Consider the following 26,823-nt stretch of genomic DNA (forward strand, 5'->3'; position numbering starts at 1 on the left):
GTGAGCCTCCGTGGGGCGAGCGAGGTGAAGTGAATCAGGCGGCGGCCATGGCCGGGGTTGCGAGCGGCGCGGTCCAGGCGTCGTAGCCATAGACCCAGTCGGCATTGCCACCTTCGCGCAGCCAGTTGTTGCCGCGCGAGCCGAGCTGCACCTGGCTGGCGCGTTCGATGCGCGCCTTCTCGAAGCCCTGCAGTGCGGCCGGAACGTCGGCCATGGCCACGCCTTCGAGGTGGCGCGAGAGCACCACCGCGTCTTCGATGGCCATGCCCGCGCCCTGCGCCATGAAGGGCAGCATCGGGTGCGCGGCGTCGCCCAGCAGCGCCATGCGGCCCTGCGCCCAGGCGGGCATCGGATCGCGCTCGTACAGCGCGGTCTTCAGCACCGTGTCGCAGGCGTCGAGCAGGGCACGCGCCTCGGGGTGGTAGGCCACGTACTGCTCGCGCAGCTCGTCGACACTGCCCGGCGCGGTCCACGACTCGAGGTGCCAGGTGTCCTGCGGCGTGGTGGCGAAGATGAAGATGTCCTTGCCGCGGTTGAGCGGGAACGTGACGATCTGGCTCTGCGGATTGGGGCCCCACCACTTGGTGAAGGCTCCCAGGTTGGGCACGCCGGCCACGCGCTCTGCGGGCACCACGGCGCGGTACGCGACGATGCCGGTGAAGCGCGGGCTCTCTGCGCCGAACATCGCGGTGCGCACGCAGGAGTGGATGCCATCGGCACCGATCAGCGCGCCGACGCGGGCACTGGTGCCGTCGGTGAAGGCGATGGTCACGCCGGCTTCATCGGCGGCGATGGTCTCGGCGCGCTTGCCGAGCGCGACCTGCTCCGCCGGGAACATGTCGGCCAGCGCGGCCAGCAGGTCGGCGCGGTGGATGGTGAGCTGCGGCGCGCCATAGCGCTGCTCAGCTGAGTCGGCCATCTCCAGGCGCGAGGTTTCTTCGCCGGTGTCGTAGGTGCGGCTGATGCGGTGCGACGGGCGTGCTGCCGTCACGCGGGCCGCCTCGCCCACGCCGAGGCCGTCGAGCGCGCGCACGGCATTGGGCGTGAGGTTGATGTCCGCGCCGACGCGGGCGAACTGCTTGGCCTGCTCGAACACGATCACGTCGTGGCCCGCGCGCCGCAGCGCAATGGCAGCCACGAGGCCGCCGATGCCGGCGCCGACGATGCCGATGGTTGATTCGCTTGTCTTCATGAGAGCTTCTTTCGCGTGCGGCCGGCTTATTCGGCAACGATGTTGCGGGCCTTGATGATCCTGGCCCATGTGGCCGTCTCATCGCGGATGTAGGCGGCGAACTCGGCGGGCTTCATGGCCGCGTCGGTCATGCCCTGCAGCTTCAGGCGCTCGCGCACCTCGGGCTGCGACAGCATCTCGGCGGCGTCCTTCGCGAGCTGTTCGACCACGGCGGGCGGCGTGCCCTTGGGCGCCATCAGGCCGTACCACGAGGTCACGGTCACGCCCTGGATGCCCTGCTCCGCCAGCGTGGGAATGTCGGGTGCGGCGGGGCTGCGCTTGGCCTCCGTGATGCCGATGGCGACCAGCTTGCCCTGCTTCAGGAAAGGCAGCGTCGCGGGCAGGTTGCTGAACATCAGCGGCACCGAGCCGCCGAGCACGTCGTTGAGCGCGGGCGGCGTGCCCTTGTAGGGCACATGTAGCATGTCGATGCCGGCCTGCTGCTTGAACAGCTCGCCCGCCAGATGCAGGCCGCTGCCCACGCCGGGCGAGGCATACGACAGCGTGCCGGGCTTGGCCTTGGCCTGCGCCACCAGCTCCTTCGCATTCTTGATGCCCGATGCGGGCGACGCCACCAGCACGTTGGGCGCCTTGGCCAGCATGGTGATCGGCACGAAGTCCTTCGCCATGTCGAACGGGAAGTTGGGCATCAGCGTCGGGTTGATGGTGACGTTGCCCGCCGGAATCACCAGCAGCGTGTGGCCGTCGCCCTTGGCGCGCTTGACCTTCTCCATGCCGATGTTGCCGGCCGCGCCGACCTGGTTGTCGACCACAGCCGCCTGACCGTAGCGCTTGGCAAGGCCATCGGAAAGCACGCGGGCCAGCGTGTCGACCGGGCCGCCGGGCGGGAACGGCGAGATGATGGTGAAGCGCTCGCTGGCGAGCTGCTTCTGGGCCTCGCTCTGCTGCGCGTGCACGGGTGCGGCGAGCGTGAAGGCCGCCAGTGCGGCGAACAGAACGGAGAAGGAGAAACGTCGTTGCATGAGAGTCGAGGGATTCGAGGGGTTCATTTCTTTTCGGTGAGGAAAGCGCCCTTCGGGCCTTCCGCGTTCTTCTGGCGGCGCGTGTTGCCGTCGAGGCCGCCGTCCACCGCCCATTCGGCGAACACCGTCGGGCCCGGCTCGAACTCGCGCGGCTGCCATTCGGCGGTGAGCTGGTCTTCGTCGGCGTAGTACTCGATGAGGCCGCCCGCCGGGTTCTTGAAGTACCAGAAGTACGCCGACGACACCGGGTGGCGGCCCGGGCCCAGTTGCGTCTCCCAGCCACGGCGCGAGAAGTGCAGGCCACCGCCGAACACTTCGTGGATGTCGCGCACGGTGAAGGCCACGTGGTTCAGTCCGCGCTTGCCCGAGGGAATCTGCAGCAGGAACAGGTCGTGGTGGCCGCCCTCTGCCGCGCAGCGCATGAAGGCGCCGCGGTTCGGATAGCTGTCTGACGCCACGAAGCCGAAGCGCTGCGCGTAGAACACGCTGGTGGCCTTCACGTCGCTCACGAAAAACACGACGTGGCCGACTTCGATGGGTGTCGCGCGCTCGTAGATCGGCGCGGCCTGGTTGATGCGCAGCTTGGCATTCCAGGTGTTCATGGCGGCGCAATCGACTTCCACCGCGCGCTTGCGGCTGACCTGCAGGCGCACGGCCAGACCGTTGGGGTCGATGCAGCCGATACGGCGTGCGCCTTCGACCGTGCTGTCGAAGAAGACTGGGTCTTGCGCGATGGCAGCGGCATAACGGTCGAGATCCGCATCGCTCTCGACGCCCCACACCACTTCGCGCAGCGTCGGGCCCTCTTCCATCGCGGGCGGCAGGCCTGGCTTGTCCAACGCCGCGACGACTACCTTGCAGCCGTTGAGGCATTCGAAGACGAGTTCGTCGGCGGCTTCCGACTTCAGCGTGAGGCCCCAGTCCTCGAAGAACTGGCGGCATGCGGGCAGGTCGTCCGCGCCGTAGGTGATCTGGTCGATGCCAAGTACGCTCATGGTGCGGTCCTCTTCAGTTCGCCCATGGGAGCGGTTGTTCGTTCGTGCCCCAGTACATGCTCTTCTGCTCCATGTACTGGAAGATGCCTTCGCGGCCCTTCTCGCGGCCCAGGCCGCTGTCGCGCCAGCCGCCGAACGGCGTGGACACGGAGAACTGCTTGTAGGTATTGACCCAGACCGTGCCGGCCTGCACCGCGCGGCCGAGCTTCCAGGCGCGCTTGAAGTCGCGGCTCCACACGCCTGCAGCCAGCGCGTAGACGCTGTCGTTGGCCTGCGCGATCAGCTCTTCCTCGTTGTCGAAAGGCATCGCGACGAGCACCGGGCCGAAGATTTCTTCCTGGCTGATGCGAGCGCTGTTGCCCAGGCCTTCGATGATGGTCGGCTTGTAGAAATAGCCCCGGTCATAGTCATCGCCATGCGGGCGTACGCCGCCCGTGCGAATCCTGCCGCCTTCGGACACGCCGAGGTCCACATAGCGCTCGATGCCTTCGCGGTGCTTCGCCGTGATGAGCGGCCCCATCTGCGTGCGCTCCGAAGCCGGGTCGCCCACGCGCAGCGCATTGGCGCCTTCCGCGAGGCGCGTCAGGAACTCGTCGTAGATGCCGCGCGCCACGAAGAGGCGCGAGCCCGCGATGCACGACTCGCCCGACGAACTGAAGATGCCGTACAGCACGCCGTTCACCGCGTGATCGAGGTCCGCGTCGTCGAGCACCATGGTCGGCGACTTGCCGCCGAGCTCCAGCGACACCAGCATCATCTTGTCGGCCGCAATGTGCGCGATGTGCTTGCCCGTGGTGGTGCCGCCAGTGAACGACACGCGCTTGACCAGCGGATGCTTGGTGATCGCATCGCCAATCACCGAGCCCTTGCCCGGCAGCACGCTGACGATGCCCTTCGGCACGCCGGCCTGCTCGCAGATGCGGGCCAGTTCCAGAGCCATCAGCGGCGTCACCTCGGCGGGCTTCACGACCACCGCGTTGCCGGCAGCCAGCGCAGGCGCCAGCTTCTGCGCCTCGCTGGCAATGGGCGAGTTCCACGGCGTGATGGCCGCGACCACGCCCATGGGCTCGTGCACGCTCATCGTGACAAACGCGCCGCGCGACGGCGTGATGGTTTCTTCCAGCGTCTCCAGCGCGGCGGCGAAGAACTGGAAGGTGCCCGCGGCGCTGGCCACGAGGTTGCGTGTTTCGGTGATCGGCTTGCCGTTGTCCAGGCGCTGCTTCTGCGCGAGCGATTCGCTCTCTTCTCGGATCAGTTGCGCCACACGGTGCAGCACGGCGGCGCGCTCGTGCGGCAGGCGCTGGGCCCAGCCGCTGGTGCGGAAGGCCTGGTCGGCGCGAGTGATGGCCTCCTCGACATCGGCGAGGCTCGCGGCCTTCAGGCGCGCGATGGGCTCGCCGGTAGCGGGGTACAGGCTTTCGTAGACGTCGCCGCCGCCCAGGCGCCATTCGCCGGCAATGCAGATCGGAAGGAGTTCGGAAGAAATCATGGAGTGACTCAGATGGCGAGCGCGGCGACGCGGTTGCGTAGCGCGCGCACGGCGCTGTACACGGTGAGCGCGGATGTCTTGGGGTTGGCCGCGAGCGGCTTGTTGCGCATGGTCAGCTCGAAGCTGCCGAAGGCGCCTTCGGCTTCGACGGTGTGCACGTTCTCGGTGGTGGCGGGGTCGGCAATCAGGCGCACCTGTGTCCTGTCGAGCCCGAGCCCCGCGAGCGAGACGGTGGCGGCGACGTTGGCGTTCTTCGGATAGAGCAAGGCCGCTTCGCGCGCGCTGCCTTCGAAGATCACGGTGGGCTGCACCAGCGCATCGAGGTCGCGGCCCTGTTCGGCCGGCGTGCCCTTCCATGCCTGCGGCGGTTTGCGGCCGGTGTAGCGCACGCTGTCGAGGCCGCCGATGCGGGCCGCGGCGAGTGCATCGATTGCACCGATGGCGCCGGGAATCAGCTGCACCTGCGTCTTGCCTGCGATGGCGGCGGCTTCGAGCTTTTCGGCGAAGCCGGCGGCCGACAGCGCGCCGACCGAAGCGACCACGCAGGGCGTGCCGCGTGCCAGCGCGGGCAGCACATGCTCTTCGATGGCCGCATGGCCAGCCGTCTCGACCACGAGGTCGATGCCATCGGCAGGCACGCTACTGCCAACCTGCACGCCGGGCGCAACCTTCTGCGCCGCGGCCACGCCCTCGGCGGGCACGACGATGGCAACCACCTCCAGGGCAGCATCGCCCTTGAGCAGTTCGAGCACCGAGGTGCCGATGGCACCGCAGCCTACAAGGGCAATACGCAATGCGGGCAATGCGCTCACGTCCGTCACTCCACCGAAGCGGCGGCAGCCTTGCCGAGCGCCGGAATCTGGGTGACGGTGTTGGTCGGCGGGCCTGCGAAGGCGCTCTTGAAATCGCCGATGGAGAGCATGTCGATCTCCAGCAGGAACGGGCCCTTCTTCGCCAGCGCCTCGCCCAGCTTCGCCTTCAACTCGTCCATGCGCTGCACGCGGGCATGCGGCAGTGACAGCGACTTGCACAGCAGCGCGTACTCGGGCGTGTGCAGGTCGGCATAGCAGCGGCGGCCGCCGTACTGCGCGTCCTGGATGTTCTTGATGACGCCGTAGCCCTTGTCGTTCATGAGCACGATGACCATGTCGGCCTGTTCCTGCACGGCGGTTGCGAGTTCGCCGAGGTTCAGGATGAAGCCGCCGTCGCCGGCCAGGCAGAAGGTCTTGCGGCCCGAGGCCGTTTCGGCCGCGCCGATGGCAGCGCCAATGGCCATGGGCATGCCCTGCCCGATGCCGCCGCCCGTGGCGTGCACGCCTGCGCTGGGTTCGAAGATGCGCAGCTCGCGGTTGCCCCAGGTGCTGTTCGACACGGTCACGTCGCGCACCCAGTTGAAGTTGCGGCCGGCGGCGGACTGCAGCGCCCTCACGAGCTCGGCATACGGGCCGAGGCCGTCGGTGAGCGAGGCCACGGCCTGCTCGTGCGCGGCGCGCAGGTCGGCGAGCAGTTCGGGGTCGGCCTTGTACTTCGCGGCTTCGAGGCGATCGGCCAGGCCTTCGAGGGCCAGAGCGGAGTCGCCGCAGACGAACAGGTCGGTGGCGTAGCCACGGCCTTCGGCGGCAGCATCGGCATCGATGCGCAGCAGCGGGCGCGGCAGCTTCAGTTCGTACTTGAGCGTTTCGTTGCCGCGCAGGCGCGAGCCGACAACCAGCATCGCGTCGCAGCGCTGGTACAGCGCCTCGACCGGCTTGTGGATGTTGTACGAGCCGAGCGAACCGGCATCGTCTTCGGGCACCGTGCCACGGCCCTGCGTGGTGGTGACCACGCCGAAGCCGAGCTTCTGCAGGCGCTGGATGGCGGCTCGGGCGTGGCGCGCGCCGCCACCGACCCACAGCATCGGGCGCTTGGCTGCAGCAAGGCGCGCAGCCAGTGCGTCGAGCGAGGCCGCCGAAGGCACAGGCCGCTCGATGGGCAACGGCGACAGGTCGGCCGGCATGGTCGTCAGGGCGGACTGGATGTCGATCGGAATCTCCACGCTCACCGGGCCGGTCGGCGCCGTCATCGCAAGCTGCACCGCGCGCTTGAGCGTGCCGAGCACCGTCTCGACGCTGCGCACGCGCAGGGCCGCCTTCGACACGGCCTTGAGCATGGTGAGCTGGTCGGGCGCCTCGTGGATGTACGACATGCCCTTGTCGAGGTACGGCGTCTCGATCTGCCCCGTGATGTGCAACAGCGGCGCGCCGGCGGTCAGTGCCTCGACCATGCTGCCCGCGATGTTGCCGGCGGCCGGGCCGGTGCTGGTGAGGCACACGCCGAGGCTGGCCGTGGAGCGCGCATACGCATCGGCCATGTTGCCGGCTCCGGCCTCGCCGCGCGCCGGCACGAAGCGGATCGCACCGCGCTGCGCGAAGGCGTCGAGGATCGGCATGTTGTGGATCGAGATCACGCCGAAGGCCGCCTTGACGCCGCACTGTTCGAGAAAAGCGGCGACGACTGCGCCGACGGTGACCGTATTGTTGTTCGTGGGGTTATGCATGGCGCGAGAGGCCTCCGGAAATGTCGATATGGCTGCCCGTCGTGTACGACGCGAGCGGGGAAGCAAGAAAAAGAATCGCGCGCGCGGCTTCGGTCGGAAGCCCCAGGCGACCCAGCGGGATGTGTTTGTTCTTCGCGAGCTGCCCGCTCCATGCGGCCCAGTCTTGCGACTTGTCTTCGCGCGCCTCGAAGCGGCGGCGCCATTGGCCCGACTCGACCAGGCCGATCAGGATGCCGTTGACGCGCACGCCCTGCGGAGCGAATTCGGTGGCCATGGAGCGCACGAGGTTCAGCAGGCCGGCGCGCGCGGCCGAGGTGGCAACCATGTGCGGCTCGGGCTGGCGCGCCAGCAGCGAGTTGGCGCAGACGATGGAAGCATCGCCCAGCACCACGCGCTGCGCCGCGAGTTGCGGCAGGAAGGCGCGCGTGGGGTTGATGACGGAGAAGAACTTCAGGTTGAGCTCTTCGGTCCAGGCTGCATCGTCGGTGTCGGCGAAGGTGGAGACGCGGCCCTGCCCTGCGTTGTTGACCAGCATCGATGCCGGGCCGAGCGCGGCTTCGCTGGCGGCGGCGAAGGAGCGGACCGAGGCACCGTCGAGCACGTCGCATGGCTGGGCGAAGAGCTTGGCGTTCGGGTACCGCGCGTGCAGATCGGTCACGGCGTCGTCGAGCCGCTCTGCATTGCGGCCGCATAGCGCGACAGATGCGCCGCAGCCGAGCAGCAGTTCGACGGTGGCCAGGCCGATGCCCGACGAACCGCCCGTGACCACGGCCACGCGGCCGGCCAGCGCCTTGGCTGCAAAGAAGGAGGAAGTCTGCTGTGCCATGACCGTCATGCGCTGCGAAGCGGCACCACCTTGGCGGCGCGCGCTGGGGAGTAATTCAGCAAGCCCGAGATCTCGTCGGCCGTGCCGCGCACGCGCAGCACCATCTCGTCCATGCGGCTTTCTTCGATGTGGTCCGAGGTGATGGTGGCGCCCAGCGCCGCCACGATGTGGCCGCTGTGGTCACGCACCGGCGCGGCGATGCTGGAGATGTTCGACTCGAAGAAGCCCTCGCCCAGCACATAGCCGCGCTGGCGGTCGGCCTGCACCATGTCGAAGAGTTCGTTCACGGTCTTGGGCGTGCTCGGCGAGAAGGTTTCGAGCTTGTCCTCGGGGTAGAGCGCGCGCAGCTGCGGCAGCGTGAGGTCTTCGAGCAGGATGCGGCCGAGCACGGTGGCATGGGCCGGCAGACGCGTGCCGACGGTGACCGAGCTGGCAAAGGGCGTGGGCGGTGCGACCTTGGCAACGTAGACGATGGAGCGGCCATCGCGCACCACCAGGTTGCAGGGCGTGCGCAGTTCGTCGCACAGGCGGTTGAGCAGTGGTGTGCCGAGCTGCGTGAGTTCCAGCGAGGCGAGGTATTCGAAGCCCAGGCGCAGCACGGCCAGGCCCAGGCGGTAGTCGCGCCCACCCTCGGCGCGCTCGAGGAAACCCATGTTCTCAAGCGTGGTGAGCAGGCGGAAAACGGTGGAGCGCGGCAGGTCGAAGCGGCGGGCCAGTTCGGGGGCGGAGAGCGTGCGGCTTTCGCGGCTGAACTCGCACAACACGCGCAGGCCGCGCTCCAGCGCGGGCACGTTGTAGCGGTCGGCGCCCTCTTCCATCGTCTCGTTGTCGTTGTTGGCCATGCCTCTTTTTCCTTCCTTGGATGTCTTGTGTTTGTGTTGCGGTCAGCCGGCGAGCGATTCGCGCAGCAGTGCGGCGACGGCCTGCGGTTGTTCCACATAGCCGGCGTGGCCCGCATCGTCCACCAATTCAAGCGGCACGCCGCACTGGCGCGCGACTTCTTCGCAGGCGGCCGGAGGCGTGATCACGTCGAGCGCGCCGCAGGCCACGCGTACGGGCATGGGCGGCGGCAGGTCGGCCAGCAGGTCGGCGTTGCACAGCAGCTCGACGGCCTGGCGATAGCCGCGGTCGTTCAGCCGGGCCATGTTCCAGCGCACCCATTGGCGGGCGTGGCCGCTGGCCTTGTCGGAGACGAGCCGGCCCGCGCGCTTCGCGGCCATGCCGGCGATGCCGAGTTCGTCGAGCGTGGCGAGGCGTTCGGTGCGCACCTTGGCACGAGCCTCCGCGCGGGACGGAGCGCCGTAGCCGATCGCCGGGCTGACGAGCACGAGGCGGCGGATGCGCGAATCGGTGCGTGCGGCCGACGCAGCGGTGATCGCGCCGAGCGAATGGCCGACCAGCACGCACGACTCGATGCCGAGTGCATCGAGCAAGGCGCTGAGACATGCCGCGTAGTCGGCTGCGGTCGGCGCGGCGGCTTCGAGCGGCGTCGATTCGCCATAACCCGGTGCGTCCCACGCAACCACGCGGGCCTGCGACGCGAGCAGCGCGGCGGTGTCGATCCACGACGCCGCGCCCGAGCCGATGCCGTGCAGGCACACGACGACCGGGCCCTGGCCGCATTCGCGCACCGACACCACGGCCCCACCGGCGACCGCGACATTGCGGGCCGGAAAGCGTGCGTCGAGCCGCGCCAGCTCGGAGGCCGGCAGCGTCAGCGCGTCGGTGGCGATGGCGTCGTTCATGGCTTGTTCGCTCAGCGCTTGATCTTTGCGAGGGGGTGATCGGCCGGGTACGTCGGCGTCACGGGCTTCTTCGCGCCGAGCATCACGCACATCAGCGCGTCTTCGTCGCCGATGTTGATCTCTTCGCGGTACACGCCGGGCGGCACCGAAATCAGGTCGCGGTCGGTCATGATGGTTTCGAAGCGCTCGCCGTCTTTCTCGATCACCACCTTGAGCTTGCCGCGAATCAGGAAGAACACTTCTTCCACGTCGGTGTGCAGGTGCGGCGGGCCTTCGTGGCCGGCCGGGATGACCATGGTCGAGAAGGTGAAGTGCTCGGCGGGCACGGTGTTGACGTCTTTCGCCACACCGGTGCCGCCCGTGCCCACGTAGCGCATCTGCGCGCGGCGGAACTTGGGGTCGAAGTCGGACTGGAACTTCAGCGCGTCCCAGTCGTACTTGCGGGTTTCGTAGCGCGCGATGCGGGTGTTCATCCACTCCGCGAGGCTGCTGCCTTCGGGCTGCGCCAGGCTATTGGTGCCGGCTTCGTTGATCTTCTGCTGTTCGGACAGATCGCTCATCGGGTGTACTCCTTGGTCGGAAAAATTCAGTGCATCGCGAAGCCGCCGTTGACGGCCAGCAACTGGCCCGTCACGAAGCGTGCGAGGCCGGAAAGCAGGAACAGGGTCGCGCCGCACACGTCGGCGGCTTGCTGCTCGCGGGGAATGGCGCGGCCTTCGAGGTACTTCTGGTGGCGCGCCATCGGCACGTATTCGGTGGCCTCGACCAGCGTGAGGCCGGGCGCGACGGCGTTGACGGTGATGTTGTCGCCGCCCCACTCGCGCGCCAGCGAGCGCGTCATGGAGATGACGGCTCCCTTGCTCGATGCGTAGGCCAGCAGGTTGGGCGCGCCCCACAGCGCCGTGTCGGACGCGAGGTTGACGATGGCGCCGCGGCCGCTTTCGGCCAGCGCGCTGCGGCAGGCGCGGCCCATGAGCCAGCTGCCGCGCACGTTGACGTTCATCACGCGGTCCCACATGTCGATTTCGAGCTGGTGCGCGTCGCGGCCGCCCGAATTGGTAATTGCGGCGTTGTTGACGAGGCCGTCGAGTCCGCCGAGCAGGCGGATGGCTTCGTCGGCGCAGGCCACGATGGAGCCGGGGTTCGACAGGTCGACCGGCAATGCGTGGGCTGTGTGGCCCGCTTCGCGCAGCGCCTTCGCCTCGGTCTCGGCCAGTTCGCCCAGGATGTCTGCCAGCACCACGCTCGCACCTGCCGCGGCAATGCACTGCGCGAAGGCAAGGCCCAGGCCGCGCGCGCCGCCGGTCACGAGGACGCGGCGGCCGGCCAGCAGGTTGGCCGGCAGTTCGGCCAGCAGTGCCTGCAGGCTCGATGGATCGGGAATGGCTTTGAGTTCGGTCATGGGATGCGGGCTTCAGTCGGTTCAGTCGGCCTGGATGCCGAGCTCCTTGATGACCTTGCCGAAGCGCGTGTAGTCGGCGGCGTTGGTCTTGCCGAGCACGTCGGCGTCGCCGCCCACGGGCGTGGTGCCGAGCACCGCCATGCGCGCAACGATCTCGGGCATCTTCAGGATTTCGTTGAAGTGGCCGTTGAGCGTCTTCACGATTTCGGGCGGCAGGTTGCGCGGGCCCCAGAGGCCGTTCCAGGCCGTCACTTCGACGTCCTTGTAGCCCTGCTCCGCCAGCGTCGGCACGTTGGGCGCGAGCGGCGAGCGCTGGGCCGAGGCCACGGCCAGCGGGCGCAGCTTGCCGTTGGCGAAGTACGGCGACACCGGGCCGAGCGTGATGAAGGTGACGGGCACGTGGCCGCCGAGCACGTCGTTGACGGCGGGCGCCACGCCCTTGTACGGCACGTGCGCGAGGCTAGTGCCCGAGGCGCGGGCGAACATCTCGCCGAGGATGTGCATCGGCGAGCCGCTGCCCGGGCTCGCATAGCTCAGCGACTTGCCGCCCTTTGCTGCGGTCACGGCGTCCTTCAGCCCGGCGAAGCCGCTGCCGCCGCTGGCCACGAGGAACAGCGGCTGGCTGCCCGTCTGCACGATGGGCGTGAAGCCGTTCAACACGTCGTAGCCCGACGAGCCATTCGTCTTCAGCACCAGCTGCGCGATGGAGAAGGTGCTGGGCGCGAGCAGCAGCGTGTAGCCGTCGGGCGCTGCCTTCGACACGTAGGCGCTGCCGATGATGCCGCTGGCGCCGGGGCGGTTGTCGACCACCACGGGCTGGCCGACGCGCGTCGAGAGCTTTTCGGCGAAGAGCCGCGCCAGTGCGTCGGTGTCGCCACCGGCCGGATAGGCAACGACCAACGTGATCGGCTTGCTCGGGTAGCTGTCTGCCCAGGCGAGTCCGGTGGCGCAAGCGGCGGCCAGGGAAATGGCAGCGGCGATGGCGTGGCGGCGTGTCTGTTTCATCGGGTCCGTGTGATCGTGGTTTTGTTTCACTAAAGAAACAACGATTTATTAATGGAACGCCGTGAGAATACCGAGGAAGACAACTTCGTGACTAAGTAGAAACCCTTATTTTTGTGACTCAACGAAAACAGGGCGGCCTGTTCGGGCCGCCCTGCGGGGGGGTGGGAGCGTCGGGCTCTTCAGCCGCCGTAGCGCGCCACGGTGAGGCCTTCCATGTCGATCTCGGGCGCCTTGCCCGCAATCAGGTCGGCCATCACACGGCCGGTGCCTGCCGCCATGGTCCAGCCGAGGGTGCCGTGGCCGGTGCTGAGCATCAGGTTGGGAATGCGGGTGGCGCCGATCACGGGCGTGCCGTCGGGCGTCATCGGGCGCAGGCCGGTCCAGAAGGAGGCGTCGCGCACGTTGCCGCCCTTGGGGAACAGGTCGGTCACGACGTGTTCGAGTGTGTCGCGACGGCGCTCGTTGAGCTGCAGGTCGAAGCCCGAGAGCTGGGCGGTGCCACCCACTCGGATGCGATCGCCGAGACGCGTGACCGCCACCTTGAAGGTCTCGTCCATCACGGTCGATTCGGGTGCGCCGCCAGCGTCGGTGATGGGCACGGTGATCGAGAAGCCCTTGACCGGATACACCGGCAGCCGAATGCCCAGCGGCTTGACCAGCGCGGGCGAATAGCTGCCGAGCGCGACCACGTAGCGCTCTGCGGTGAAGCTGCCGGCATCGGTGCGCACTGCCGTCACGCCCTTGGCTGCATCGTGTTCGATGGCCTGGATGTTGATGCCGAACCTGAACTTGACGCCCTCGGCTTCCGCCAGCTTGGCCAGCGCCTGCGTGAACTTGAAGCAGTCGCCAGTCTCGTCACCGGGCAGGCGCAGGCCACCGACGAATTTGTCTTTCACGGCCGCGAGGGCGGGCTCGTACTGCACGCAGCCTTCGCGGTCGAGCACCTGGTACGGCACGCCGGAAGCCTTGAGCACTTCGACATCCTTCGAGGTGCCGTCGAGCTGCTGCTGCGTGCGAAAGAGTTGCAGCGTGCCCTGCATGCGCTCGTCGTAGGCGATGCCGGTGTCGGCGCGCAGTGCCTTCAGGCAGTCGCGGCTGTATTCGGCGAGCCGCACCATGCGGCCCTTGTTGATCTCGTAGCGCGCCTGCGTGCAGTTGCGCAGCATCGACAGGCCCCAGCGCCACATGGCCGGATCGAGCATGGGCTTGATGACCAGCGGGCTGTGCTGCATGAGCATCCACTTGATGGCCTTGACCGGCACGCCGGGCCCGGCCCACGGCGCTGAGTAGCCGGGCGAAACCTCGCCCGCGTTGCCGAAGCTGGTTTCGAGCGCGGGCGCCGGCTGGCGCTCCAGCACCGTCACCTCGTGCCCGGCGCGCGCCAGGTAATACGCCACCGAGGTGCCGATGACACCGCTGCCGAGAATCAAGACCTGCATGAGAACAACCCTTTGAAAGCTGCTGCAACGCAGCCGAGGGTACAGGCTAAGCGCTACAGGCCGAGAGCATCCTGCAATTGCCGTGCCGTCCAGCGCTTGGGCTGTTGCGGCCAGGCATCGAGCAGCGCGACCATGCGCGCGTTGCGCGGTGCGCTCAGGCCGTGCTCCTGCGCGAGGCGCACGACCTCGCCGCTGAGCGAATCGATCTCGGTGCGGCGGCCGAGCGCGAGGTCGTCGGCCATGCTGGAGCGCGCCTTGGCATCGATGCGCAGCATGCGTCCCGCGATGATGCGGAACAGCCAGTCGGGCAGGCGCAGCAGGCTGACCAGCCGATGCGCCGGAACGGCAGCCACCTGCGCCGGCGCAATGCCCGCAACATTGAGGATGCCCAGCGCTTCCTCGATCAGCGACGCGAAGCAGCGGCGGTAGCCGCGCAGCATCAGCTCTTCGCGCAGGGGCAGGCCCGAGAGCGCGTTGACGGGGTTGTTGAGGTTGAGCATCAGCTTGCCCCACTGCACGGGCAGCAGGTCGGCATGCAGGTCGAGCGGCACGCCGGCGCGCTCGAACACGGGCAGCCACGGGCGCAGCGCGGCGTCGTCTTCCGCGGCCAGCCGGCCGGGAGTGCCGCGATGGAAGGCGCCAGGGCCGATCTCGGCCACGTTGTAGGGCACCATGCCGGCGCGCACATTGAGCGAAGGGCCGGTCTGCGATGCGGCCGCGCAATTGGAAATACCGTTCTGCAGCGAGACCACCGTGGTGCCCGCGGGCAGCGCGAAAGCCAGCTCGCCCGCCGCCGCAGCCGTGGCGCCGCTCTTCACGCACAGGAGCACCAGCGAAGGCCGTGCACCGACGGGGACCTGCTCGCTCAATCGCAGCTTTTCAGCGGACAGCTTGCGCGTTGCGCCGTCCATGTCGGTGAGCGTCAGGCCGTGCTTGGCGAGCTTTTCGAGCACGCGCGGACGGCCGACGAAAGTAACGGGCACACCGGCCGCCGCGAGGCTGCCGCCTATGAAGCACCCGATGGTGCCCGCCCCCATCACAAGCACTTCATCGGGGGTAGCGACGGGCATGAAGTGCTTGTTCCTGATGCGTGTCTGTCAGGCGCGTTCCGCGACCCAGGCCTGCACCGATTGCAGCGCGGCCGGAAGGCCCGCCGCATTGGTGCCGCCGGCCATGGCCATGTCGGCCTTGCCGCCGCCCTTGCCGCCGACCTGCTGGGCCACGAAGTTGACCAGCTCGCCGGCCTTGACCTTGCCCACGCTGTCGGCCGTGACGCCGGCTGCGATCTGCACCTTGTCGCCGTCGACTGCGGCCAGCACGATGGCGGCGGTCTTGAGCTTGTCCTTCAGTTTGTCCATGGTGTCGCGCAGCGTCTTGGCGTCGGCGCCGTCGAGCTTGGCGGCCAGCACCTTGATGCCCTTGACGTCCACGGCCTGCGACACGAGTTCGTCGCCCTTGGACGATGCGAGCTTGCCCTTGAGCGCACCCACTTCGCGCTCGAGCGCCCTCACCTGTTCCAGCACCTGCGTGAGCCGGCCCTGCAGCTCGGCGGCCGGCGACTTGAGCGTGGCGGCCACGCTGTGCACGGTCGATTCGAGGTCCTGCAGGTACGACAGCGCATTGGCGCCCGTGACGGCTTCGATACGGCGCACACCAGCGGCCACGCCGCCTTCGCTGACGATCTTGAAGAGGCCGATGTCGCCCGTGCGGCCCACGTGGGTGCCGCCGCACAGTTCGCGGCTGGTGCCGATGTCGAGCACGCGCACAGTCTCGCCGTACTTCTCGCCGAACAGCATCATCGCGCCGGTCTTCTGGGCCGACTCCATGTCCATCACGCGGGCGTGCGTCTCGGAGTTGGCGAGGATCTCGGCGTTGACGCGCTTCTCGATCTCGAGGATCTGCGCGTGCGTGACGGGTGCGTTGTGCGCGAAGTCGAAGCGCGTCTTGTCGGCATCGACCAGCGAGCCCTTCTGCTGCACGTGATCGCCCAGCACTTCGCGCAGGGCCTTGTGCATCAGGTGGGTGACCGAGTGGTTGCGCATGGTGGCGGCGCGGCGGGCGGTGTCGACCGCGGCCTTGACCGCGTCGCCGACCTTCAGCGTGCCCTGGGTCTGCGTGCCGTGGTGGCCGAACACGTCGGCCTTGATCTTCTGTGTGTCTTCCACGCCGAACTGCACGCCTTCGGCAACGAGCACGCCCTGGTCGCCGACCTGGCCGCCGCTCTCCGAATAGAAAGGCGTGGTGTCGAGCACGACGATGCCGCTCTGGCCTTCCTTCAGCTCTTGAACAGCCGCGCCTTCGAAGTACAGCGCGACGACCTTGGCGCTTTCCTCCAGGTGGTCGTAGCCGGTGAAGGTGTTGCCCGCGCCGGCGTATTCGACGTTGCGGTCCATCTTGAACTTGCCGGCTGCGCGGCCCGCGGCCTTCTGCTTTTCCATGGCGGCGTTGAAGCCCGCCTCGTCGACGCTCACGCCGCGCTCGCGGCACACGTCGGCCGACAGGTCGAGCGGAAAGCCGTAGGTGTCGTGCAGCTTGAAGGCCACTTCGCCCGGCAGTACCTTGGCGTCGCCGGCCAGTGCCGCATCGAGGATTTCCATGCCGTTGGCCAGCGTTTCGAAGAAGCGTTCTTCCTCGGCCTTCAGCGTGTCGGTGATGCGCTTTTCGTCGGCCACGAGCCTCGGATATGCGTCGCCCATGAGCTTCACGAGGTCGGGCACGAGCTTGTGGAAGAAGGGCTTCTTCTGGCCCAGCTTGTAGCCATGGCGAATGGCGCGGCGGATGATGCGGCGCTGCACGTAGCCGCGGCCTTCGTTCGACGGGATCACGCCATCGGCCACCAGGAACGAGGTGGCGCGGATGTGGTCGGCGATCACCTTGAGCGAGTTGTTGCTCAGGTCTTGCGTGCCGGTTTCGCGGCCGGCGGCCTTGATGAGCGCGTCGAAGATGTCGATTTCGTAGTTGCTGTGCACGTGCTGCAGGATCGCGGCCAGGCGCTCCAGGCCCATGCCGGTGTCGACGCAGGGTGCGGGCAGTTTCTTGACCGAGCCATCGGGCTGCATGTCGAACTGCATGAACACGTTGTTCCAGATCTCGATGTAGCGGTCGCCGTCTTCGTCGGGGCTGCCGGGCGGGCCGCCGGGAATCTCGGGGCCGTGGTCATAGAAGATTTCGGAGCACGGGCCGCAGGGGCCCGTGTCGGCCATCATCCAGAAGTTGTCGGACATGTAGCGTCCGCCCTTGTTGTCGCCGATGCGCACGACGCGTTCTGGCGGCAGGCCGATTTCCTTGGTCCAGATGTCGTAGGCCTCGTCGTCCTCGATGTAGACCGTGGCCCAGAGCTTCTCGGCCGGCAGCTTGTAGACCTTGGTCAGCAGCTCGAAGGCCCAGGTGAGCGATTCGCGCTTGAAGTAGTCGCCGAAGCTCCAGTTGCCCAGCATCTCGAAGAAGGTGTGGTGGCGCGCGGTGTAGCCCACGTTCTCGAGGTCGTTGTGCTTGCCGCCAGCGCGCAGGCAGGCCTGGACCGAGGCTGCACGCACGTAGTTGCGCTTGTCTTCGCCGAGGAACACGTCCTTGAACTGGACCATGCCCGAGTTGGTGAACATGAGCGTCGGGTCGTTGCCCGGCACCAGCGAGCTCGAGGCCACGACAGTGTGGCCCTTGGAGGCGAAGAAATCGAGAAAGGTCTTGCGGATGTCCGCGACCGTGAATGTGGGCTGGCTCATCTTTGGATTCGTCTTCTGTCGAGGGCGGCGCGGCGATGGCGACCCTCTTGTCGAACCCACTGCGGCGAACCGGCCTAACTGCTTGATTTGCTTGAACAAACGATTATAGGTTTGGCCATGGCGCCCGCGCCCGGATCGGGCCGCACCGGGAAAACTGCACGATCCGGACTCCGCGGCTAATATGTGACTTGGCGCAAAAAACGAGAACCAAATACGGTCTGCGCCATCCGTACTTGTACGGACAAAAGATCAAGGAGTTCGCATGGCAAGCCAAGAGGCGGAACAACACTGGCAGATCGAAGACCTGGATTTCTCGCGCATCGCGCTCGACAAGGTACGCCCGGACGAGAACCTCTTCTACCTGGTGACGTCCGCCTCCTTCATAGAGAGCGGCTCCGACCTCTACACGCAGAACCTGGTCGACTTCTTCCGGGGCGACGACGAAGTCACCGACTGGCTGTCGAACCACTGGGAGCAGGAAGAATTGCAGCACGGCAAGGCCCTGCGCGCCTACGTTCGCCACGTGTGGCCTGAGTTCGAATGGGACACCGCCTACCAGGGCTTCCTTGAGGAATACGCGACCTACTGCAAGGTAGAGCTGCTGGCGCCGACCCGCGCCCTCGAAATGACCGCCCGCTGCGTGGTCGAGACCGGCACCGCCACCTACTACCGCGCCATGGCCCGCAGCACCAACGAGCCCGTGCTGCAAGACCTGGCCACCCGCATCGCGACCGACGAGGTCAACCACTACAAGCACTTCTACCGCTTCTTCCGCCGCTATCGCGAGCAGGAAAAGCTGAGCCGCTTCCGCGTGATGGGCACCATCGGCCGCCGCACGCTCGAACTCAAGAGCGAGGACGCCGACTGCGCGATCCGCCATGTGGTGAAGGCGCGCTCGCCCGGCCGCGCCAGCGACACGGCCTACGTGGAGCGGCTGAGCGCGGACATGAACAGCACCATCCGCACGAACCTGAGCCCCGGCAACACGCTCAAGATGCTGATGCGGCCGCTGGAGCTGCCGGCGAAGGTGCAGGCGGTGATCCAGTACCCGATCAGGCAGTTCATGCAGCACGTGTTCCTGCGCTGAGGGATGGCTGGATAGATAGATGTGCGGGTTGCCGGCGCCGCACAAAAAAAACCCAGCACAGGGCTGGGTTGAACCTCTTGAGTGCTGTCACGCACAGAGAACTCGCACTTCGAAGCGAGTCCGCAAAATCTAGGGCCTCATGCCCCGGCGCCTTGTCGGACAGGACCGACACTTCAGATCGATGGGTCTGATCAGGTGAGCGCCAGCGGTCTGCCAACCGCACAAAACTGCCAAATAGTTCACGTTTTAATAAGTGTCCTACGGCGACTGCCTGTTTCCGGCTGACACCGGCGTCCGGGGCGACCACAGACCATACCGATGCTGTCACGCAACAGGGCCGCATAAAAGAAGAGCTCTCTGTCAGTGCTTAGAGCCGGCCCACCAGGGTCACTCGGACCCGCTTCGGCGGGTATTTTTTTGGCGCGACGCCGCACGGACCGAGCCCACGCCCCGGCCCCCTCGCTGCTTTCAGTTCGCCGAGGTCAGCCCCGGCTTGCGGGTTCCGTCCAGCGAATACAGCTGCGGCCGGTCTTCCGCGGTGCCTTCCGCCACCAGCCCATGCGCCACCGCCTGCGGCTGGCGATAGAGCTCGTTCTCGAGGCGCCTGACGCGTTCGGCATACATCCGGGCCAGGGCGCTGTGATGCTCTGCCGCCGCCTGATGCTCGATGCGCGCCATTTGCGCCTCTTCAAGAAGTGCCGCCGCGCGCCGGAGGTACGCGGTGTGATTCGGGCGAAACAAGAAGTCGAACGTCATTTCACGCTCCTTTCCGCAAGGGTGCGGTGGAGTCATGTTCCTCCGCGCCCGCCTTCAAGTCTGTCGGAACGCGCCTACCCTCGGGCTACCCATTTTCTCTTGACTTGCCCATACCACACGGCCGTGACACGTTGTTCCTTCTTGACGGGGACAACGTTGTGGAAAACTGTGTGCGCATCGCTCGAAAGCCTTGCCTGGCGTGGCCTGCAACGCGATGCCTGCGAAAGAGGCAGTGCGCGAAAAAAATTTATGAGTGCCGCCGACCGCTGCCGGACTACCCCATATCCGACCGCTTGCAATTGAAGACCGTGCCCGAATCGACCGCCCGCAGCATCGGCACCTTGCCCACGAACGTCACCCCGGCACTTATCAGACGCCACTCCCCCGCCTTGAACAGCTTGAAAAGGTTCGTGACTTCATCGCCCGCGGCAGGAATGGCATTGAAGACGTAGACCGGCTCGCCGCCCTGGGTCTCGTCCATGCTCAGCAACTCGGCCCGCATCTTGCCCATGGTGTCTGTGTCTTTGGTCCTCTGGCGCACGATGTCCATGTTGACGGTACGAGAGTGCTCGTCGATCGAGATCCTGCGGATCCAGGGCGCCGGCCCTGCGCTGTTGTGGGCTGGCACGCATGCGATCGTTCCGGCTGTGGCCAAGCCTGCTGTCGCGGCGAAGAACAGGTGAAGGGCTAAGTGAGTGGGCTTGAGTTTCATGCTCGGTTGAGGCTCCTGGGTCGAAGGACATGCATCTATACTCCCGCCTGTCGTCGCTCGCAGGCATGCAGTCGGCGACTTGCCAGATGCGGGTGTAGTTCAATGGTAGAACGGCAGCTTCCCAAGCTTCATACGAGGGTTCGATTCCCTTCACCCGCTCCAACAGCTCCCGCGAATTCCTGCGTGTCTTCCTTCAGGCACCTGCCGTATTGCTCCCGGCACCAGCAAGACCGTGTCGAAACGGTCGGGGCGCTGTGGCAAAGGTGCCTCCATACGGCCTTTGCGATCACGTAGCATCCGGCCCATGAGCTACACCGTGAAACTGGTCGATTTCCCCGACGCCCCGGCCGACGTCATCGCCACTGCGGAGTCGCGCTTCCGCCGCGAACTCGACAAGCTGCTGGGCGAGAGCGTCGAAGCCGCGCTGAAGGCATTCGAGAACGCCAGCGAGTCCAGCGCCGACGAACTCAGCAAGGACGAACTTGCGCTGGCCGCCACCTGGGCCAAGGCCTACGAAACCGCCAAGACTGCCGGCTTTCGCGCACTCGGCGAAGCCGACGAGGCCTACTTCGAGATCCGCCTCGACTGACCTGCCCGTTCTTTCCCCTCGACTCCAGGACCAGTCCATGAAACTGCTGTTCGCCCTGCTTCTCTGCGCCCTGCTCTGCGCCTGCGCGAGCGCACCGAACACGGCACCGGCCGCAGGAACAACGGCAGCAACGCCGCCCGCCGCCGAGTCGGCACCGGCCCCGCCCACGGGCGTGCAGTGGCGCTACATCAACTCCAAGTCTTACGAGGCACTGAATGCGGGCCTCGGCAACAGCCACCGCTTCGAGAGCAGCGTCGGCTGGATCGATGTCTACGTGTACGACATGAAGCGCGCCTGGCAGCCGGGCGTGGACGACCCTCAATTCGACGAGCACTTCAAGAGCACCATCGCCGAGGTGCAGCGCGCCACCGCCCAGGGCATGTACGCAAGCGCCAGGATCGGCCCCACCCGCGACGTGCGCATCGAAGGGCTGACCTTCCGCACGGTCTCGTTCCGCCTCGTGCATGCAAAGGACGCCAAGGCCTACGACTCGTTCACCTACCTCGCGGTGCGCAACGGCAAGCTGCTGAAGTACCGCATGTCCTTCAACGCGCCAGCGCCGGCCAACGTGGAAGTCATTGCGCGCGAGTTCATCGAACGCAATGTGCGCACCGGCCCCGACACGCCAGTCGGCACGCGCCAGCTACGCAGCACCTGACGGGCGCAGCGGCAAGACGCCTTCTGCCTTGTAGCCGCGCAAGCCGCCAAGATCGAGCACCGTCAGCCCGCGCTTTTCGAGGCGGATGAGTCCCAACGCCTGAAAGCGCTGCAGCGCAACATTCACGCGCTGCCTCGATACGTTCGCGAGCAATCCGATCTCTGTCTGCCCCACTTCCAGAAAGCGCGGCGCATCGGGATACAGATCAGGGTTGAACAGGCTCGCCAGGCAGTTCGCGACCCGCGCGTCGGTGTCGAGCAGGCGCTCATGCTCCAGCGCGCCGATGAAGAGACTGAGCCGCGCGTTGAGCAGTTCCTGCAGATAGTGGTTGAACGGCACGCTGGTGCCGCGCAGCCATTCGAAGGTGCGCCGAGGCATCAGCGCCACGCGCGTGGGTCGCAGCGCGAACACGTCGTAGCGGCGCGCCTCGTGCTTGAACAACGAGCCTTCGCCGAACCACACGCCGGCCGACACGCCCGTGAGTGTCGAGACCCGTCCGTCTTCGGATGCGACCGACATCTTTGCGAAGCCATCGATCAGCGCCATCCAGTGCTCGACCGGCTCGCCGGCGCGCGCAATGCAGCCGCCGCGCGCGAACTGCCGTTCCTGCATGCTGCCGAGCACGTGTTCGAGGTCAGCCGGCGACAGGGCCGACGCCCATTTGGAACGCCGCACCGTCTCTTCCAGCACCTGCGCAGCGGAGGAAGAAGAAAAAGGCTCGCTGGGTGAATCAGGGATTACCTGTAGCAATTCGCGCGTCATGTGTCGTCGCAACGACCGCGCCCCGGAACGTCCATTCGTATTCTTTCAAGACATACAACACAGGAGACGTCCATGTTCGCTACACCCCGTCGCCCGCACAAGCGGGTTTTTCCGTGGCCGCGCCGGCCCCGCGCCCTTGCCGCGGGTCTCGCCATGGCAGGAGCTCTGCTCGTCGCGGGATGCGGCGGAGGCTCCGACGGCGGATCGGGGTTTTCGTTCATTCCCGGCGCCAGCCCACCGCCCGCGACGCAGACGCCGGCCGCGTTCCAGGTGAAGACGCTCTCGTCGTCGCCCGACATGGTCAGCGGCGGCGACTCGCTGATCGAAATCACCGCGCCCGTTGGCGTGGCGCTCGACAAGGTTCGCGTAAGCCTGAACGGCAAGGACGTGAGTTCGCAGGTGCCGGTGGCCGACAGCACGGCCCGCGTGCTGCGCGGCCTCGTCACCGGGCTCACGACGGATGCTTCCAGCACCACGGGCAGCACCAATACGCTGGTGGTCAGCAACGCCGACAACACTGCGCAGCGCACTGAGACGAAGCTGGTCAACTACCCCATCACCGGGCCCATCCTGTCGGGCCCGCACATCTCGCCCTATGAATGCCGCACGGTGCAGAACGGCCTGGGTTCGCCGCTCGACGCCGACTGCTCGGCCGCGACGCAGGTGGTCTGGTACTACCGCAGCACCTCCAATACTTTCAAACCGCTTTCAGACCCCACGGGCACGCGCCCCGCTGACCTCGCGACCACCACCACCAACGACGGCAACACCGTGCCCTACATCGTGCGTGTGGAGTCGGGCACCATCAACCGCGGCGTGTACCGACTCGCGGTGCTCGACAACCCGACCAAGGACGCACCCGCCACCTGGAAGCCCGGCGCGGGCTGGAACAAGAAGCTCGTCGTGTACTTCGACTGCTGCGGTTCCGCCCAGTACAACCAGGGCGTGCATCCCATCGAGACGATCCTCGGCGATGTGGGCCACATCCAGCTGTCGCGCGGCTTCGCCTTCATGAACTCGACCGAGCTCTGGAACAACCAGCACGCCAACCCGCACCTGCAGGGCGAGACGCTGATGATGCTGAAGGAGCACGTCATCGAAGAATTCGGCGCCGTGCCCAAGTGGACGGTCGGCTTCGGCGGCTCGGGCGGCGCGATCCAGCAGTACCTGATCGCGCAGCTCTACCCGGGCCTGCTCGACGGCATCCAGCCCATCGTGTCCTTCCCCGAGACGCTGATGCCCGAGGTGATGGAGTGCCGGCTGCTCAACAACGTCTACAAGCTCGACACCACCACCTGGACCACGGCCAAGCAAAACGCGGTGAACGGCTTCAACACCAACACCTGCACGAGCTGGGACCTGTCCTTCGCGAGCATCATCAAGTCCGACAACGCGGTGGGCTGCGGCTTTCTCGAACCGGCCAACGTGTCGAACGTGTTCAACCGCACGACCAACCCCAACGGCATCCGCTGCGACCTGTTCCAGACCAACGTGAACCTGCTCGGCAAGCGCGCCGGCACGCAGGAGGCGCGTCGCCCCATCGACAACGTCGGCGTGCAGTACGGCCTGGCCGCGCTGAACAGCGGCGCGATCTCGGTGACGGAGTTTCTCGACCTGAACGAGAAGGTCGGCGGCTACGACGGCGACGGCAACACGCAGGCTGCGCGCTCCGTGGCAGACCCCGATGCGCTGAAGCTCACCTACGCGGGCGGCTTCAAGAACAGCTTCAAAGGACCGGGCCTTGCGAACATTCCGATCATCACGCAGCGCGGCAATGCCGATGCCGTGGGCGACATCCACGACACGATGCAGGACCTGATCATCCGGGCCCGCCTGCAGCGCGCCAACGGCCGCAGCGACAACCAGATCATCTGGACGCTGGGATCGAAGTCGCCCGTCGACTACATGTCGGCCTCGCTCGACCTCATCAACAAGTGGCTGGACAACATGGCCGCCGACACGGCTGCACCGTCCATCGACAAGGTGGTGCGCAACAAGCCCGCTGGCGCGAACGATGCCTGCTGGGACGCGAGCGGCACGCGCATCGACGAAGCCGCGTCGACCAATCCGGCGGCCAGCTGCAACGTGGTGTACCCGCGCTTCAGCACGCCGCGCCTCGTTGCTGGCACGCCGCTGGTCAACGACGTGCTCAAGTGCCAGCTGAAGCCGGTGAATGCGGCTGACTACTCGGTGACCATTGCGGGCGCCGATCTGGCGCGCCTGCAGACCATCTTCCCGAGCGGCGTGTGCGACTGGAGCAAGCCGGGCGCGGGCCAGGAGGCGCTGCGCGGCACCTTCTTGCGGCTGCCGCTGAACTAGCGAGACGAGGTTGGGCGGGAGGCGCCCGGCAGCTTCGCCACCCGCTCGGCCAGGAAGTCCACCAGCACGCGCACGCGCAGCGGCTGGCGGCGGCGCGGGGCATACAGCAGGTGCACCTCCTGCGCCGGGCCGGTGTGGCGGCCGAGCACGCGCACCAGCCGGCCATCTGCGAGCAGGTCGGCCACCATCCAGGTGGGCTGCAACGAGATGCCGGCGCCGCCGAGCACGCTGTCGAGCAGAGCCACCGCGTTGTTCACCCGATAGCGGCTGCGCACCGGCACGGTGACGGGGCCATCGGGGCCTTGCAGCAGCACGCCGTCGTCGCCCGCCGCGTAGCGCAGGTAGTCGTGCGCCAGCAGGTCCTGAGGCTTGCGCGGCTTGCCGCGTGCCGCGATGTAGTCCGGTGACGCGACCAGCACGCGCGGCCACGTGCCCAGGTGGCGAGCGACCAAGTCGGGCGGCAAGGCGCCGCCGACGCGCAGCGAAACGTCGATGCGCTCCTCCAGCGGATCGACGAAGCGGTCGTCGAGCGCCAGCTCCAGTTCGATGTCCGGGTACAGGCCCAGGAACTCCACCGCCATCGCGTTGAGATGCCGCTGGCCCATGGTCACCGGCGCGCTCATGCGCAGCAGGCCGCGCGGCTGCTGGATGCCTTCGCGCACGTCGGACACCGCGTCGCCGTAGTCCTCCAGCATGCGCCGTGCGCGCTCGTGAAAGCGCTGGCCTTCCTCGGTCAGGCTCAGGCCTGCTGCGGTGCGCCGCAGCAGGCGCACGCCGAGCGAACGCTCCAGCCCCGCGACCAGCTTGCTGACGGTGGGCTGCGTGGTGTCGAGCGCGCGGGCCGCGCCCGACAGGCTGCCCAGCTCCACGCTGTGCACGAAGGCTTCGAGGGCGCGCAGGGTGTCCATGGTGTATTCGCATTTGGAATGGTCTGGATGCCATTCTGCCGTCTACCCATCCGGATACGCATGAAAGAAAGTCGAGGCCTTGCTTCAGCTTTCATCCAAGGACCTCTTCTCATGACCACATCGACACTCGCATCGATCCTGCGCCACGGCGCCCTCGCGCTCACCCTGGCCGCCACAGCCGCAACTTCAACAGCAGAACCGGCGGCCTACTGGAGCCCCAGCTGGATGGCCAGCACGCAACCCATCTGGAACGGCGACTTCGTGCTGCCCACCGGCCTGCCCTTCCAGTTCAACCGGCAGACCGTGCGCCAGGTGGCGCGGCTGAGCATCGGCGGGTCGCGGCTGCGCGTGGTGATCAGCAACGAAGGCGGGGTGGCGCCGCTGTACATCGGCGCAGCGCGCGTGGCCCGGCATGCCGAAGGCTCCGCGGTGGTCGAGGGCAGCGACCGGCCGCTGCGCTTCGGCGGGCAGGCCGACGTCACCATCCCGCCCGGCGCGCGGCTGGTCAGCGACCCGGTGGACATCGCCATGCCCGCTCTCGGCAAGGTTGCGGTGTCGCTTTATCTGCCGCGGCCGAGCCAGCCCGCGGGCTTTCACTTCGATGCGCGGCAGATCGCCTACGTGGCCGATGGCGACCTGACCGGCGCCGCGCACCTGCCGGCAGCGGCAACGCAATGGAGCACCCGTGTCTACGTCAGCGGCCTGATCGTCGAGACACCCCAGCCACCAACCACCGTCGTCACCCTCGGCGATTCGCTGACCGATGGCAACGGCTCCACGCCCAGCGCCAACACCCGCTGGCCCGACGCGCTGGCCGAGCGGCTGGTGGGGCGCAATGTCGCGGTGCTCAACGCCGGCATCTCCGGCGGCCGCCTGCTGAAGGACGGCATGGGCCGCGCCGGCCTGGAACGCGCAGGCCGCGATGTGTTCGCCCAGCCGGGCGTGCGCGCCATGATCGTGCTGCTGGGCACCAACGACATCGGCTGGCCCGGCGGCCCGTTCGCACCAAACGAACCCGCCGTGCGCGCGGAAGCCGTCATCCAGGGCCTGCGGCAGCTGGCGGAGCTGGCCCATGCCCACAACGTGCGCATCATGGCCGGCACCATCGCGCCGACCGAACGCGCGCTGGAGGGCACACCGCTCGAAGGCCACTACTCGCCCGACAAGGACAAGGTGCGCCAGGCCGTGAACCGCTGGATCCGCGAAGGCGGCGCGTTCGACGCCGTGGTCGACTTCGACGCGGTGTTGCGCGACCCGGCCCGGCCCTCGCGGCTGAAGGCGGCGATGGACTCGGGCGACCACTTGCATCCGGGCGATGCGGGTTACAGGGCGATGGCAGCGGCGGTCGACCTGGATGCTCTGCTGGGCACGCCTGCTCGACCCTGAAAATACTGTACATAAATACAGTATTTCTCTAAAATTCGTCGTCTCCAAGAACAACTTCAAGGCGACGCCGATGACCACCGCCAATCCGCCTGCGCTCACTGCGCAGGTTCTTTTTTTCTCCAGGTTGCACCAGTTGCAGCCTCCCTCCCGTACGGGTCGGATCTCGACCTGGCCTTTCAAAGTGACCCGCGACAAGGGGGACATTCGCGTGCAGGCAGCGCGCGTCATCCGCACGACGGCCGAGAGCTGGTGGCCGTCTGAATCCTGAAGAAG

The 26,823-nt window shown here is 67.2% G+C and carries 25 protein-coding genes and 1 tRNA gene; 7 read left to right on the forward strand and 19 right to left on the reverse strand.

What is annotated here, in order from left to right; all coding sequences use genetic code 11:
* Positions 1-34: 34 nt before the first annotated feature.
* The 15 genes from ACZYSP_RS04975 to alaS form a co-directional block, all read right to left on the reverse strand.
* Positions 35-1,192 carry an FAD-dependent monooxygenase gene (locus tag ACZYSP_RS04975; RefSeq protein WP_093073573.1) on the reverse strand — a complete coding sequence of 386 codons (1,158 nt, stop codon included), beginning with the start codon at positions 1,190-1,192 and terminating at the stop codon, positions 35-37.
* A 26-nt stretch (positions 1,193-1,218) separates the two neighbouring features.
* The gene (locus tag ACZYSP_RS04980) at positions 1,219-2,214 is read right to left on the reverse strand and encodes a Bug family tripartite tricarboxylate transporter substrate binding protein (RefSeq protein ID WP_093073571.1); all 996 of its coding nucleotides are present in this window, start codon (positions 2,212-2,214) and stop codon (positions 1,219-1,221) included.
* A 23-nt stretch (positions 2,215-2,237) separates the two neighbouring features.
* Positions 2,238-3,209, reverse strand: a complete 972-nt coding sequence (locus ACZYSP_RS04985; RefSeq protein ID WP_093073569.1) for a VOC family protein — start codon at positions 3,207-3,209, stop codon at positions 2,238-2,240.
* A 13-nt stretch (positions 3,210-3,222) separates the two neighbouring features.
* On the reverse strand, positions 3,223-4,698 hold the full coding sequence (locus tag ACZYSP_RS04990) for an aldehyde dehydrogenase (protein WP_093073567.1): 1,476 nt from the start codon (positions 4,696-4,698) through the stop codon (positions 3,223-3,225).
* A gap of 8 nt (positions 4,699-4,706) precedes the next feature.
* On the reverse strand, positions 4,707-5,501 hold the full coding sequence (locus tag ACZYSP_RS04995) for an aspartate dehydrogenase (protein WP_093075107.1): 795 nt from the start codon (positions 5,499-5,501) through the stop codon (positions 4,707-4,709).
* A 14-nt stretch (positions 5,502-5,515) separates the two neighbouring features.
* Positions 5,516-7,234, reverse strand: a complete 1,719-nt coding sequence (locus ACZYSP_RS05000; RefSeq protein WP_093073565.1) for a thiamine pyrophosphate-binding protein — start codon at positions 7,232-7,234, stop codon at positions 5,516-5,518.
* Entirely contained in the window at positions 7,227-8,060 is an 834-nt protein-coding gene (locus ACZYSP_RS05005) for an SDR family oxidoreductase (protein ID WP_093075104.1), read from the reverse strand. The genes ACZYSP_RS05000 and ACZYSP_RS05005 overlap by 8 nt, the downstream gene beginning before the upstream one ends.
* Before the next feature lie 5 nt (positions 8,061-8,065).
* Complete coding sequence (locus tag ACZYSP_RS05010) at positions 8,066-8,902, reverse strand: IclR family transcriptional regulator (RefSeq protein WP_093055816.1); 837 nt, start codon at positions 8,900-8,902, stop codon at positions 8,066-8,068.
* A 42-nt stretch (positions 8,903-8,944) separates the two neighbouring features.
* Positions 8,945-9,805, reverse strand: coding sequence for an alpha/beta fold hydrolase (locus tag ACZYSP_RS05015; RefSeq protein ID WP_093073563.1), 861 nt, complete (start codon positions 9,803-9,805; stop codon positions 8,945-8,947).
* Positions 9,806-9,816: 11 nt separating this feature from the next.
* On the reverse strand, positions 9,817-10,365 hold the full coding sequence (locus ACZYSP_RS05020) for a cupin domain-containing protein (RefSeq protein ID WP_093073561.1): 549 nt from the start codon (positions 10,363-10,365) through the stop codon (positions 9,817-9,819).
* 26 nt (positions 10,366-10,391) lie between these two features.
* Positions 10,392-11,207 (reverse strand): SDR family oxidoreductase, encoded by an 816-nt coding sequence (locus ACZYSP_RS05025; RefSeq protein WP_093073559.1) that lies wholly within the window; start codon positions 11,205-11,207, stop codon positions 10,392-10,394.
* 21 nt (positions 11,208-11,228) lie between these two features.
* On the reverse strand, positions 11,229-12,212 hold the full coding sequence (locus ACZYSP_RS05030; RefSeq protein WP_093073557.1) for a Bug family tripartite tricarboxylate transporter substrate binding protein: 984 nt from the start codon (positions 12,210-12,212) through the stop codon (positions 11,229-11,231).
* A 179-nt stretch (positions 12,213-12,391) separates the two neighbouring features.
* A complete protein-coding gene (locus ACZYSP_RS05035; RefSeq protein ID WP_093073555.1) occupies positions 12,392-13,651 on the reverse strand; it encodes a D-amino acid dehydrogenase in 1,260 nt (419 codons plus the stop codon).
* Between the two features lie 53 nt (positions 13,652-13,704).
* A complete protein-coding gene (locus ACZYSP_RS05040; RefSeq protein WP_093073553.1) occupies positions 13,705-14,721 on the reverse strand; it encodes a 2-dehydropantoate 2-reductase in 1,017 nt (338 codons plus the stop codon).
* Between the two features lie 27 nt (positions 14,722-14,748).
* Entirely contained in the window at positions 14,749-17,373 is a 2,625-nt protein-coding gene (gene alaS / locus ACZYSP_RS05045) for an alanine--tRNA ligase (protein ID WP_093073551.1), read from the reverse strand.
* A gap of 262 nt (positions 17,374-17,635) precedes the next feature.
* Here alaS and ACZYSP_RS05050 point away from each other — a divergent pair, with 262 nt between their 5' ends.
* A complete protein-coding gene (locus ACZYSP_RS05050; protein WP_093073549.1) occupies positions 17,636-18,460 on the forward strand; it encodes a ferritin-like domain-containing protein in 825 nt (274 codons plus the stop codon).
* Positions 18,461-18,928: 468 nt separating this feature from the next.
* On the opposite strand, the gene ACZYSP_RS05055 is transcribed toward ACZYSP_RS05050, so the two are convergent.
* Both ACZYSP_RS05055 and ACZYSP_RS05060 read right to left on the reverse strand, forming a co-directional pair.
* Positions 18,929-19,216, reverse strand: coding sequence for a hypothetical protein (locus ACZYSP_RS05055; protein WP_093055798.1), 288 nt, complete (start codon positions 19,214-19,216; stop codon positions 18,929-18,931).
* 274 nt (positions 19,217-19,490) lie between these two features.
* Positions 19,491-19,928 carry a hypothetical protein gene (locus tag ACZYSP_RS05060; protein ID WP_489013021.1) on the reverse strand — a complete coding sequence of 146 codons (438 nt, stop codon included), beginning with the start codon at positions 19,926-19,928 and terminating at the stop codon, positions 19,491-19,493.
* 88 nt (positions 19,929-20,016) lie between these two features.
* Between ACZYSP_RS05060 and ACZYSP_RS05065 the strand changes: the two genes are divergently transcribed.
* The 3 genes from ACZYSP_RS05065 (at position 20,017) to ACZYSP_RS05075 (ending at position 21,175) form a co-directional block, all read left to right on the forward strand.
* Positions 20,017-20,090, forward strand: a tRNA-Gly gene (locus tag ACZYSP_RS05065).
* A gap of 142 nt (positions 20,091-20,232) precedes the next feature.
* Positions 20,233-20,517 carry a hypothetical protein gene (locus ACZYSP_RS05070; protein ID WP_093055786.1) on the forward strand — a complete coding sequence of 95 codons (285 nt, stop codon included), beginning with the start codon at positions 20,233-20,235 and terminating at the stop codon, positions 20,515-20,517.
* A gap of 37 nt (positions 20,518-20,554) precedes the next feature.
* Positions 20,555-21,175: a hypothetical protein gene (locus ACZYSP_RS05075; RefSeq protein ID WP_093073431.1), complete on the forward strand. Its 621-nt coding sequence runs from the start codon at positions 20,555-20,557 to the stop codon at positions 21,173-21,175.
* Here ACZYSP_RS05075 and ACZYSP_RS05080 read toward each other — a convergent pair.
* Positions 21,161-21,937 (reverse strand): Crp/Fnr family transcriptional regulator, encoded by a 777-nt coding sequence (locus ACZYSP_RS05080; protein WP_093055782.1) that lies wholly within the window; start codon positions 21,935-21,937, stop codon positions 21,161-21,163. The two genes, ACZYSP_RS05075 and ACZYSP_RS05080, sit on opposite strands and share 15 nt — an antisense overlap.
* A 72-nt stretch (positions 21,938-22,009) precedes the next feature.
* Here ACZYSP_RS05080 and ACZYSP_RS05085 point away from each other — a divergent pair, with 72 nt between their 5' ends.
* On the forward strand, positions 22,010-24,256 hold the full coding sequence (locus ACZYSP_RS05085; RefSeq protein WP_143047747.1) for a DUF6351 family protein: 2,247 nt from the start codon (positions 22,010-22,012) through the stop codon (positions 24,254-24,256).
* Here the strand turns inward: ACZYSP_RS05085 and ACZYSP_RS05090 are convergent.
* The gene (locus ACZYSP_RS05090) at positions 24,253-25,164 is read right to left on the reverse strand and encodes a LysR family transcriptional regulator (RefSeq protein WP_093073427.1); all 912 of its coding nucleotides are present in this window, start codon (positions 25,162-25,164) and stop codon (positions 24,253-24,255) included. The genes ACZYSP_RS05085 and ACZYSP_RS05090 overlap by 4 nt on opposite strands.
* A gap of 111 nt (positions 25,165-25,275) precedes the next feature.
* Here ACZYSP_RS05090 and ACZYSP_RS05095 point away from each other — a divergent pair, with 111 nt between their 5' ends.
* A complete protein-coding gene (locus tag ACZYSP_RS05095; RefSeq protein WP_093073425.1) occupies positions 25,276-26,550 on the forward strand; it encodes an SGNH/GDSL hydrolase family protein in 1,275 nt (424 codons plus the stop codon).
* 70 nt (positions 26,551-26,620) lie between these two features.
* Positions 26,621-26,818: a hypothetical protein gene (locus ACZYSP_RS05100; protein WP_093073423.1), complete on the forward strand. Its 198-nt coding sequence runs from the start codon at positions 26,621-26,623 to the stop codon at positions 26,816-26,818.
* Positions 26,819-26,823: the final 5 nt, after the last annotated feature.

The organism is Variovorax sp. F042 (genome assembly GCF_057814215.1).

What these genes read in the sequence shown, in the direction of transcription:
- ACZYSP_RS05090 (WP_093073427.1), bottom strand. Translation starts at nt 25,164, where the DNA reads ATGGACACCCTGCGCGCCCTCGAAGCCTTCGTGCACAGCGTGGAGCTG.
- ACZYSP_RS05015 (WP_093073563.1), bottom strand. Translation starts at nt 9,805, where the DNA reads ATGAACGACGCCATCGCCACCGACGCGCTGACGCTGCCGGCCTCCGAG.
- ACZYSP_RS05075 (WP_093073431.1), top strand. Translation starts at nt 20,555, where the DNA reads ATGAAACTGCTGTTCGCCCTGCTTCTCTGCGCCCTGCTCTGCGCCTGC.
- ACZYSP_RS04980 (WP_093073571.1), bottom strand. Translation starts at nt 2,214, where the DNA reads ATGCAACGACGTTTCTCCTTCTCCGTTCTGTTCGCCGCACTGGCGGCC.
- ACZYSP_RS05100 (WP_093073423.1), top strand. Translation starts at nt 26,621, where the DNA reads ATGACCACCGCCAATCCGCCTGCGCTCACTGCGCAGGTTCTTTTTTTC.
- ACZYSP_RS05010 (WP_093055816.1), bottom strand. Translation starts at nt 8,902, where the DNA reads ATGGCCAACAACGACAACGAGACGATGGAAGAGGGCGCCGACCGCTAC.
- ACZYSP_RS05030 (WP_093073557.1), bottom strand. Translation starts at nt 12,212, where the DNA reads ATGAAACAGACACGCCGCCACGCCATCGCCGCTGCCATTTCCCTGGCC.
- ACZYSP_RS05095 (WP_093073425.1), top strand. Translation starts at nt 25,276, where the DNA reads ATGACCACATCGACACTCGCATCGATCCTGCGCCACGGCGCCCTCGCG.
- ACZYSP_RS05080 (WP_093055782.1), bottom strand. Translation starts at nt 21,937, where the DNA reads ATGACGCGCGAATTGCTACAGGTAATCCCTGATTCACCCAGCGAGCCT.
- ACZYSP_RS05025 (WP_093073559.1), bottom strand. Translation starts at nt 11,207, where the DNA reads ATGACCGAACTCAAAGCCATTCCCGATCCATCGAGCCTGCAGGCACTG.
- ACZYSP_RS04985 (WP_093073569.1), bottom strand. Translation starts at nt 3,209, where the DNA reads ATGAGCGTACTTGGCATCGACCAGATCACCTACGGCGCGGACGACCTG.
- ACZYSP_RS04975 (WP_093073573.1), bottom strand. Translation starts at nt 1,192, where the DNA reads ATGAAGACAAGCGAATCAACCATCGGCATCGTCGGCGCCGGCATCGGC.
- ACZYSP_RS05070 (WP_093055786.1), top strand. Translation starts at nt 20,233, where the DNA reads ATGAGCTACACCGTGAAACTGGTCGATTTCCCCGACGCCCCGGCCGAC.
- alaS (WP_093073551.1), bottom strand. Translation starts at nt 17,373, where the DNA reads ATGAGCCAGCCCACATTCACGGTCGCGGACATCCGCAAGACCTTTCTC.
- ACZYSP_RS05060 (WP_489013021.1), bottom strand. Translation starts at nt 19,928, where the DNA reads ATGAAACTCAAGCCCACTCACTTAGCCCTTCACCTGTTCTTCGCCGCG.
- ACZYSP_RS05000 (WP_093073565.1), bottom strand. Translation starts at nt 7,234, where the DNA reads ATGCATAACCCCACGAACAACAATACGGTCACCGTCGGCGCAGTCGTC.
- ACZYSP_RS05055 (WP_093055798.1), bottom strand. Translation starts at nt 19,216, where the DNA reads ATGACGTTCGACTTCTTGTTTCGCCCGAATCACACCGCGTACCTCCGG.
- ACZYSP_RS05050 (WP_093073549.1), top strand. Translation starts at nt 17,636, where the DNA reads ATGGCAAGCCAAGAGGCGGAACAACACTGGCAGATCGAAGACCTGGAT.
- ACZYSP_RS05035 (WP_093073555.1), bottom strand. Translation starts at nt 13,651, where the DNA reads ATGCAGGTCTTGATTCTCGGCAGCGGTGTCATCGGCACCTCGGTGGCG.
- ACZYSP_RS04990 (WP_093073567.1), bottom strand. Translation starts at nt 4,698, where the DNA reads ATGATTTCTTCCGAACTCCTTCCGATCTGCATTGCCGGCGAATGGCGC.
- ACZYSP_RS05005 (WP_093075104.1), bottom strand. Translation starts at nt 8,060, where the DNA reads ATGGCACAGCAGACTTCCTCCTTCTTTGCAGCCAAGGCGCTGGCCGGC.
- ACZYSP_RS05040 (WP_093073553.1), bottom strand. Translation starts at nt 14,721, where the DNA reads ATGCCCGTCGCTACCCCCGATGAAGTGCTTGTGATGGGGGCGGGCACC.
- ACZYSP_RS05085 (WP_143047747.1), top strand. Translation starts at nt 22,010, where the DNA reads ATGTTCGCTACACCCCGTCGCCCGCACAAGCGGGTTTTTCCGTGGCCG.
- ACZYSP_RS05020 (WP_093073561.1), bottom strand. Translation starts at nt 10,365, where the DNA reads ATGAGCGATCTGTCCGAACAGCAGAAGATCAACGAAGCCGGCACCAAT.